At 67.5% G+C, this 7,780-nt stretch carries 10 protein-coding genes; 1 reads left to right on the forward strand and 9 read right to left on the reverse strand.

The annotated features are described in order from the left end of the window. Window positions 1-31: 31 nt before the first annotated feature. The 6 genes from N5C25_RS19800 to N5C25_RS19825 all read right to left on the reverse strand — a co-directional run bounded on the left by N5C25_RS19800 (window position 32) and on the right by N5C25_RS19825 (window position 3,916). Complete coding sequence (locus N5C25_RS19800) at window positions 32-484, reverse strand: hypothetical protein (protein ID WP_019660259.1); 453 nt, start codon at window positions 482-484, stop codon at window positions 32-34. Beyond that, the gene (locus tag N5C25_RS19805) at window positions 481-684 is read right to left on the reverse strand and encodes a PspC domain-containing protein (protein WP_058981420.1); all 204 of its coding nucleotides are present in this window, start codon (window positions 682-684) and stop codon (window positions 481-483) included. The genes N5C25_RS19800 and N5C25_RS19805 overlap by 4 nt, the downstream gene beginning before the upstream one ends. Before the next feature lie 64 nt (window positions 685-748). Next, a complete protein-coding gene (locus tag N5C25_RS19810; protein ID WP_279937730.1) occupies window positions 749-1,117 on the reverse strand; it encodes a YfeK family protein in 369 nt (122 codons plus the stop codon). A 33-nt stretch (window positions 1,118-1,150) separates the two neighbouring features. Continuing rightward, complete coding sequence (gene phaC / locus N5C25_RS19815) at window positions 1,151-2,218, reverse strand: class III poly(R)-hydroxyalkanoic acid synthase subunit PhaC (RefSeq protein ID WP_111104125.1); 1,068 nt, start codon at window positions 2,216-2,218, stop codon at window positions 1,151-1,153. After that, window positions 2,215-3,279 (reverse strand): class III poly(R)-hydroxyalkanoic acid synthase subunit PhaE, encoded by a 1,065-nt coding sequence (gene phaE, locus N5C25_RS19820; protein ID WP_279937732.1) that lies wholly within the window; start codon window positions 3,277-3,279, stop codon window positions 2,215-2,217. Before phaE ends, phaC begins: the two co-directional genes overlap by 4 nt. A gap of 22 nt (window positions 3,280-3,301) precedes the next feature. Next, complete coding sequence (locus N5C25_RS19825) at window positions 3,302-3,916, reverse strand: phosphatidylcholine/phosphatidylserine synthase (protein WP_251101770.1); 615 nt, start codon at window positions 3,914-3,916, stop codon at window positions 3,302-3,304. A gap of 350 nt (window positions 3,917-4,266) precedes the next feature. On the opposite strand from N5C25_RS19825, the gene N5C25_RS19830 reads away from it, so the two are divergent. Next, the gene (locus N5C25_RS19830) at window positions 4,267-4,911 is read left to right on the forward strand and encodes a class I SAM-dependent methyltransferase (RefSeq protein ID WP_262213427.1); all 645 of its coding nucleotides are present in this window, start codon (window positions 4,267-4,269) and stop codon (window positions 4,909-4,911) included. A 119-nt stretch (window positions 4,912-5,030) separates the two neighbouring features. Here N5C25_RS19830 and N5C25_RS19835 read toward each other — a convergent pair whose 3' ends face one another. The 3 genes from N5C25_RS19835 to N5C25_RS19845 form a co-directional block, all read right to left on the reverse strand. Beyond that, a complete protein-coding gene (locus N5C25_RS19835; RefSeq protein ID WP_279937733.1) occupies window positions 5,031-6,398 on the reverse strand; it encodes an MATE family efflux transporter in 1,368 nt (455 codons plus the stop codon). Window positions 6,399-6,515: 117 nt separating this feature from the next. Continuing rightward, window positions 6,516-7,130, reverse strand: a complete 615-nt coding sequence (locus tag N5C25_RS19840; protein ID WP_021202814.1) for a DUF2239 family protein — start codon at window positions 7,128-7,130, stop codon at window positions 6,516-6,518. A gap of 142 nt (window positions 7,131-7,272) precedes the next feature. Continuing rightward, window positions 7,273-7,761 (reverse strand): 8-oxo-dGTP diphosphatase, encoded by a 489-nt coding sequence (locus tag N5C25_RS19845; RefSeq protein WP_005417168.1) that lies wholly within the window; start codon window positions 7,759-7,761, stop codon window positions 7,273-7,275. Window positions 7,762-7,780 lie beyond the last annotated feature (19 nt).

Raw genomic sequence — 7,780 nt, forward strand, 5'->3', positions numbered from 1 at the left:
ACCCACGAGGGGCTGCGCCGTTGGCTGGAAACTACGGCCACCAGCCACGCCCGAACCGGGCGAAATGATCGGCCGCCCGTTCGAACGGATTGCGCGCACTCACCCCGCCGCACAGCAGGTATACCGGCAGGTACAGCGGGCCCAGCACCATGTACTGGTACACGTGCGCACGTTCGTGATCATCCAGCCGGATCAGCGGTTCCACGCCCCACCCCGCCTGATGCGCATAGGTGCGGCAGGAAATGCCCAGGTCATGACCGGTGTGCAGGATCACGTTCCCCAGCGTGATCGCCCCGCCCGGCCCCCACGGCCAGCGGTCGAATACCAGCGCACAGTCGCGCGCGCTCCAACGCAATGACGCGCCGCCGAGCATACCGGCCAGGCCGCCAATCAGGCCGAGCAGCGAATTGGGCAATGTCCATGCTGCGCCCAGCATCTGCAGCGCACGCAGCCACAGCGGCCAGGGTCGGGCGGCCGTGTTCAATCGGCCTCGTTCGGCATCAGCAGCCACAGGATCAGGTAGATCAGAATGCCGGGGAAGGCGGCCGAGCCAATCGATATCAGCACGAACACGATCCGCACCAGCGTGGGGTTCCAGCCGAAGCGGTGGGCGATGCCGCCCATCACGCCGGCGATCATGCGATCGTTCAATGAGCGCGACAGCGTCTTGGGCGTGGTGTTCATGGCAGCGGCTCCGGGAAACGGACAAGGCAGTCGAGCATGGCTGGACTCTACACCGCCCCGATGTCTACGGCGTGCGGTGGCGCAGCGCCTGCAGGCGCGCACTGAACCAAGTGGCTCCGGTCTGTTCAGGCTGACCCGGGCACTGGATGCGGTAAGGCTTGCCGCTCATGCTGCTCTGGCTGGCGGCGCGCTCGATGAACTGCTCGGCGCTGTCCACCATGTCCTTCTTCAGCAGGTAGTCGTACTTGCGCTGCAGATGGGCGCGCGCATCGCTGCCGTCGTACCAGCTGCCATTGCGCTGGAACCGGCACTGCGAGCCGTCCAGGCTGGCGATCAGCTGGGCGATCTCCCGGCGTGCATCCGCACTGGGTGCGGCCTGGGCAAGTTGTGCTGCCAGCAGTGCCGCAAGAATCAACAAAATCCGGTACGTCATCATCCCCCCAGGTCAGTCGAGCATGGCTCGACTCTACAGGTCGCGCGCCTTCAGCCAGCCATCGATCGTGGCCGGCACTTCGCGCTGCGCGCGGCCGGACACGTAGATACCAATATGGCCACCGCGGAAACTGGACTCGGTGTAGTCATCCGTACCCAGGCGCCCGCGCATCGCACGCGAGGCGTCCGGCGGCACCAGATGGTCCTGCTCGGCGTAGATGTTCAACACCGGCAGCGTCACCTGCGACAGATCCACCGCTTCGTCGCCGATCCGTACCGTGCCCTTCATCAGGCCATTGGCCTGGTAGAACTGCTTGATGAAATCGCGGAACGCCTCGCCCGCCAGGTCCGGCGAATCGAAGATCCACTTTTCCATGCGCAGGAAGTCCTCCAGCGCCGCCTTGTCATCGAGGATGTCGAGCAGGCCGACGTACTTCTGCACGTTCAGGCGGAATGGCTTGAGCATCAGGTAGCTGGCATTCATCAGGTCGGCCGGGATGTTGCCCAGCGTGTCGACCAGCAGGTCCACGTCCACCTGCCGCGCCCAGTGCGAGAGCATGTTGTCGGCGGTCTGGAAATCGACCGGGGTGACCATGGTGATCAGCTTGCCCAGCTTCTGCCGGCGCAGCGCCGCGTAGCACAGCGCGAACACGCCACCTTGGCAGATGCCGAGCAGGTCGACCGGGCTACCACTGCGCGCACGCAGCGCATCCACCGCGCCGTCGATGTAGCGCAGCAGGTAGTCCTCCAGGGTCTGGAAGCGCTCCGAGCGATCCGGGTAGCCCCAGTCCAGCACGTAGACGTCCTGACCCAGCGCCAACAGCTTCTGCACCAGGGAGCGGTCGGCCTGCAGGTCGACCATGTACGGCCGGTTGACCAGCGCGTACACGATCAGCAGCGGCGTGCGCCGGGTCGGCGCCTGTTCGCCGACGAAGCGGTACAGCACCACCTTGCCGTCGCGCCAGACTTCCTCGCGCGCGGTCACGCCATAGTCCACGTCTTCCACCTGCGGCAGCAGCTTCAGCCCCTCCATCAGCTTGCGCTGCATGGCCAGGGTCTCCTGCATCAGGTCATCGGCGTTGAAGCCCAACGGTCCCTTCATCGGTCACGCGCCCGTGAGGAGGTGCGAGATTGGGGCTTTTTCGCAGCCACCTTTTTTGCAGGCGCCTTCGTTGCCGGTGCGGTCTTCTTCGCGGCCTTGCGCGCGGCAGGCTTCACTTTTGCCGGCGCCGGCTGCGCAACCGGATCGACCGCAGCGGTTCCGGCCAGCACTGCCACCTGCGCCTGCAGGCGGCGCAGGCTGCGCTCCAGCTCGGCGATGCGGCGGTGTGCGGCATCCATCTCGCTGCGGGTCGGCAGGCCGATACGTTCACTCATCTGTTCCACCTCGCGCTGCAGGCCGGCACGCAGACGCATCTGCGCGTTGCCCAGCGAGGCGTACACCTGCTGGAACGGTTCGGACATGGCGACCTTGGCGTAGGCCTCCTCGGCCACTTCGATCCACAGGTCGAACATCGCGCGGGCGCTGGTCAGCTGGCTGCCCGGCTGTTCGTGCTCGGCCAGGCGCTGCTCGAACAACGCAAAGGCCTCGTCCAGTGCCCGCTTGATCAGGTCGACATAGGCGCGCGAATGCTGCTGGTATTCTTCCTGCGCACGCAGCAGGGCCTGCCAGCGCGCCTGGTGCTCGCGGCCGGGGCCGAATGCCGGGCTCTGCAGCCACGGGCCCGACTGCAGCTGGAACTGCTGCAGCCATGCGGCGAATTCGGGCACGGCGACGCCGGCGTGGGTGCTGCCACGGGCCCCTTGCAGCATCCATTGCAGCATGCCATCGCCCTGCCCCTGCACCGCCTCACGCCAGGCCTGGGCCACATCGGCACTGCTGGCGTCGCGGCCGGCAAACCGAGCGGCGACCTCTTGCATGGTGCCGTACCAGCTCCCGGCCTGTTCGCGGAACCGGCGCACGGCATCTTCCGGCGCGCCGGGCGCCTGTTCGGGCAACAGCTGGCCCCACCAGTCGAACAGCCGCTGCCAGCTGCCGGGCTCGTCACCGGCCGGCGCGCCGGGCGTGCCCGCGTGGCGCAGGGCATCGCCCCAGGCGCCGAAGTACTGCCGGGCCAGGGTCTCGAAATCACTGCTGCCGGCGTCGTGGGCCGAGCTGGTCATCGCAGGCCTCCGCAGGGCTGGCTCATGGCTTGGGAATGCGCAGGGTCTTGCTGATCATCAGCGACCCGGACAGGGCGAACAGCAGCACCATCGGGTGCAGCTGCCACGGACCGATCTGCCACTGGCCGAACCAGATGTTCTGGCCGATGGCATCGGTACCGGCGGCGATCGCCAGCACGATCACCAGCACCAGGCTGGTCGGGATAGGGGTGCCTTCAAAATACGTGACCTTGCCCTCGTCGCCGCTCAACGCCTCGGCGGTGACGTTGTAGCGCGCCAGGCGGCTGACGCCACAGCAGACGAAATAGCTCAGCACCAGCCAGTCCCAGCCGCCCTGCATGCCACATGCATAGGCCAGCGCCGCCGGCGCGACGCCGAACGAGATCACGTCGGACAGCGAATCCAGCTCGCGCCCCAGGGTGGAGCTGGACTTGCGCCAGCGCGCGATGCGGCCGTCGAGGGCGTCGAAGATGAAGGCCAGCGGTATCAGCGCCATGCCGAACAGCAGGTAGCCGCGCTCGCCGTCCTGCAGGAAGCGCATTGCGGCAAACACCGCACCGGTGCCGCAGAAAGCATTGGCCAAGGTGAACCAGTCGGCCAGCTGGAATTCGCGCAGCATCGAGAAGTGACGTTTCATGGGGTCTCACGGAGCATCGAGGCCCACAGGTTACCGCGAGCGCCGCTGCCGGCGACAGCGCCGGCAGGCCGCGGCCTTCACCGCTCCCTCACGCGCCCTCACCGGCGGTGAATTTTTCGCCACCCATCTTGACAGCCTAGGGCGGTGGCGCCTGTCGCGGTTTATCCACAAAGTTGCCCACGCGTAATCCACACCCCCTGTGGACAACCAGATCTCACCGACTGCGACGCTGGACATTTCCTCATCACCCTGCAGCGGGGTTTCCCTACTTCCCAAGCCGCAAGGTCAGCGCTATGGTCATCGGCGGACCCGCCGCCGCCACGTCCGAATCTCTTCGATGGACGACGACGATGCCGGATGCTTCCACCCTGGCCGCGCAGCTGCGGCAGCCCCATGGCGACGCCGCACTGGCGGTGGCCGACTCGATGAACCGCAGCAACAGCGCCCTGAACCTGGCCGCGATCGGGCTGCTGGCGGTGGCGGCCGGCGAACGCATCCTGGAGATCGGCCCCGGCAATGCGGCCTTCGCGCCCCAGCTGTTGCAAGCGCCGGGCAGCCAGTACCTGGGCGTTGAACTGTCCGCCGCCATGGTCGAGGCCGGCAACCGGCGGCTGGCCAGTGCCGGCCTGGGCGACCGGGCCGCGATGCGGCTTGGCGATGCCCATGCGCTGCCGGTGGACGAGGCATCCGTGGATGCCGCACTGGCGGTCAACACCCTGTACTTCTGGCCCAACCTGGCCCCGGTGCTGGACGAGCTTGCGCGCGTACTGCGCCGGGGAGGGCGGCTGTGCCTGGCGTTCGGCGATGCGGCCTTCATGCGCAGCCTGCCGTTTGCCGCCGATTTCCAGCTGCACGAACTGGACGCAGTTGAGCTGGCGATGCGCGTGTCGGGATTCAACATCTCGGCGTGGCGCAGCCATCGCGAAACTGCTGCCGGCAATGACGGGCAGACGCGGGAGAAGCATTTCCACCTGCTGCTGGCGCATCGGCGCTGATTGCCGCCGGGCATGGCCCGGCGCTGCCCGACCCGCATCGGCGTGGATTTTCGCCGGATGCGATCCGACCGAGCGGTGGAGCCGGCCGCTGGCCGGCTGCCCCGGCAATGGCGCTGCGGTCAGGCCGCCGCCGGCAACCGGCTGCGCCACCTCGCGAAACACATCATCTGCAACACCAGCATCGCCACCAGTCCCAGCGGCCACGCCCACCACAGGCCGGTCAGCCCGTGCCGCGCCTGCAGCCACATCGCCAGTGGCAGCTCCAGCAGCAACACCGCTGTCATGCCCAGCAACGCCGGCAGCAGCACAGTCCCGCTGCCGCGCATCACGCCGACCAGCACCGTGGTGCCGCCCATCGCCAGCACGCCCCACACCACCGTGCGCAGCTGAAGTGCGGCCAGTTCGCGCACCTCCGGCGCCGCCAGGATCAGGCCGGTCAGCCACGGCGCCAGCGCCATCACCAGCAGCACCACGACCGTCAGCATCGCCAGGCCCAGCAGCACCCCGGTGCGGGCAATGGCGGGCAATCGTGCCGCACGTCCTGCCCCCATCGCATGCGCGGCGAGGATGGTGGCGGTGATGCCCAGCGACATGGCCGGCAGCTGCACCCAGCTCATCAACTGGTTGACCGCACCGTAGGCCGCCGTGGCGGTGTAGCCATAGCGGTTGATCCAGCCGAGCAACACGATCTCGGCAATGGCCAGGCTGAGCATCTGCAGCGAGGACGGCACGCCGATGCGCAGCATCGAACGAATGATCGCGCCATCGAAACGGATGGCCCGCAGCAGCTCATGGCCGGGTGCTAGCGGATGCCCCAGGCGATGCCAGCTCCACAGCAACCAGACCAACGCCAGCAGCGAGGCAAATGCTGCCGACACCGCGGCACTGGCCGCGCCCAGCTGCGGCGGGCCGCCCCAGCCGAGGATCAGCAGTGGCGTGCACAGCAGGCCGAGCACGGTCGCCAGCAGCAGCGCGTGCAGCGGCGTCTTTGCATCACCCACCGCGCGGCTCACGGCCGTCGCCAGCCACAGCAGGAAGAACACCGGCGCACTCAGCAGCAGCACCCGCGCATAGACGATGGACTTACCGAGGATCGGTGCCGGTGTACCCAGTGACATCAGAAGCTGTGGTGCGAAACCGCTCCCCAGGGCCATCACCAGCACCGACAGCACAAGGATCAGCGCCACCGCACTGCCAGCCACCGCGCGCACCTGCTGCGGCCGACCCGCGCCCCAGGCGTGCCCGATCAGCACCATCGCGCCGGTCGCCAGGCCCATCACCAGGGCCAGCAGCAGGAAGAAGACCGGGAAGAACGCAGCGGCCACGGCCACCGCCTGGGTACCGAGCAGATGGCCGAGGTAGATGTTGTCCAGCGTGCCTGCGGCCAGCTGCAGCGCATTGGTCAGCAGCATCGGCAGCAGCAGGGCCAGGTAGGTGCGCCACAGAGGCGGCGCGACCAGGGGCGTGGGATGTACAGGGGAGTTCATGGGGTTCTCTGGGCAAGGCGCTGCCCTGCCCGGCGTTTCCACCAGCAAAGCAAGCACAAGGGACCGGGCCGTGGCCCGCGATCAGGTGGCGCCGCCGCTCAACGACGGCGCGATGGATCAGCCGTCAGCGCTGTCGAACGCCAGACGCAGGGCGTGGTCGCGCACATCCCTGGGCCAGGAATGCAGCACCGCTTCCAGGCCCGCACGGTCGTGCGCGAACAGCACGCGGATGGCCTCCTCGAAGCCGGGCAGGTCGCCGGCGATGGTCTGCAGGAAGTGATAGGCGCGTTCGGCATCGCGACGCCGGCGGTCCTTGTCCGCACCGGCGCGGCTGGCCGTCTCCACCAGTTTTCGCAATGCCACCGAGGCGCCGCCCGGCTGCTCGGCCAGCCAGGCCCAATGGCGCGGCAGCAAGGTCACTTCACGGGCGACCACGCCCAGCTTGGGGCGGCCACGGCCACGCGGGGTCGCAGCGTCTTCGGCAGTGATTTCGGCATCCGCCTCGTCAGAGGGGGGAAACGCTTCGGTTACCCGCGCCAGCAGTTCCTCGTCACTGCCGCGCGTATCGAAATCGCGGGTGCGACCGGTGGCGTTGTCGAACACCAGCAATGGTCCGGCAGCGTTGTCGGCGCGCAGCCGCTTGAGCGCCAGTGCCGCCACTTCCGGGCTGCCGCAGGCAACAAGGCGATGGCCGTCGAAACAACTGAAAGGAGGGAGTCGGGACGCAGGCATGGCAATGGCATCAGAGGTGATGCGCGAATATTGCCCGGGTAATTTATGACTGTCAATATTGCCCGGGTATTAATCATCAAAAGAGCGTGCCAACCCAGATTGGCACTCCCCGGAATGGTTGGCACCTCCCCGATTCACCGGGTCACAGCCGGCTGTAGGACCAACTGACCATGCGCCCGTCCTTGTACGGCATCACGCCGTGGAACGGGCGCGGGTCGGCGTCGAACACCAGCGGCAGGAAGTTGCGGTCGCCTTCCCACATCGGCAGCGTGTCCAGCTTGTCCAGATCTACCCACTCCAGCGTACCTTCGTGGTTGCCGCCGTGCGGGGTACCTTCGAAGCTGTCGATGACGAACACGAAGCCCAGCCAGTCTTCGCCGTGCTTGCCGAAACCGGGCCAGCTGAGAGTGCCGCGCAGGCGCATGCCGGTGCAGTCGATGCCGGCTTCCTCGGCAATCTCGCGGCGCATGCTGGCCGCCACGTCCTCGTCCGCTTCGATCTTGCCACCCAGGCCGTTGTACTTGCCGAGGTGATGGTCACCGGGGCGCGTATTGCGATGGATCATCAGCACCTGGCGACGATCGGGCGACAGCACATAGCCCAGGGTGGCGACGATCGGGGTGTACGGCATGGGGCGGCATCCAGCGGCA

It is taken from the genome of Stenotrophomonas sp. GD03958, assembly GCF_029839005.1.
Classification (GTDB): Bacteria; Pseudomonadota; Gammaproteobacteria; order Xanthomonadales; family Xanthomonadaceae; genus Stenotrophomonas; species Stenotrophomonas hibiscicola.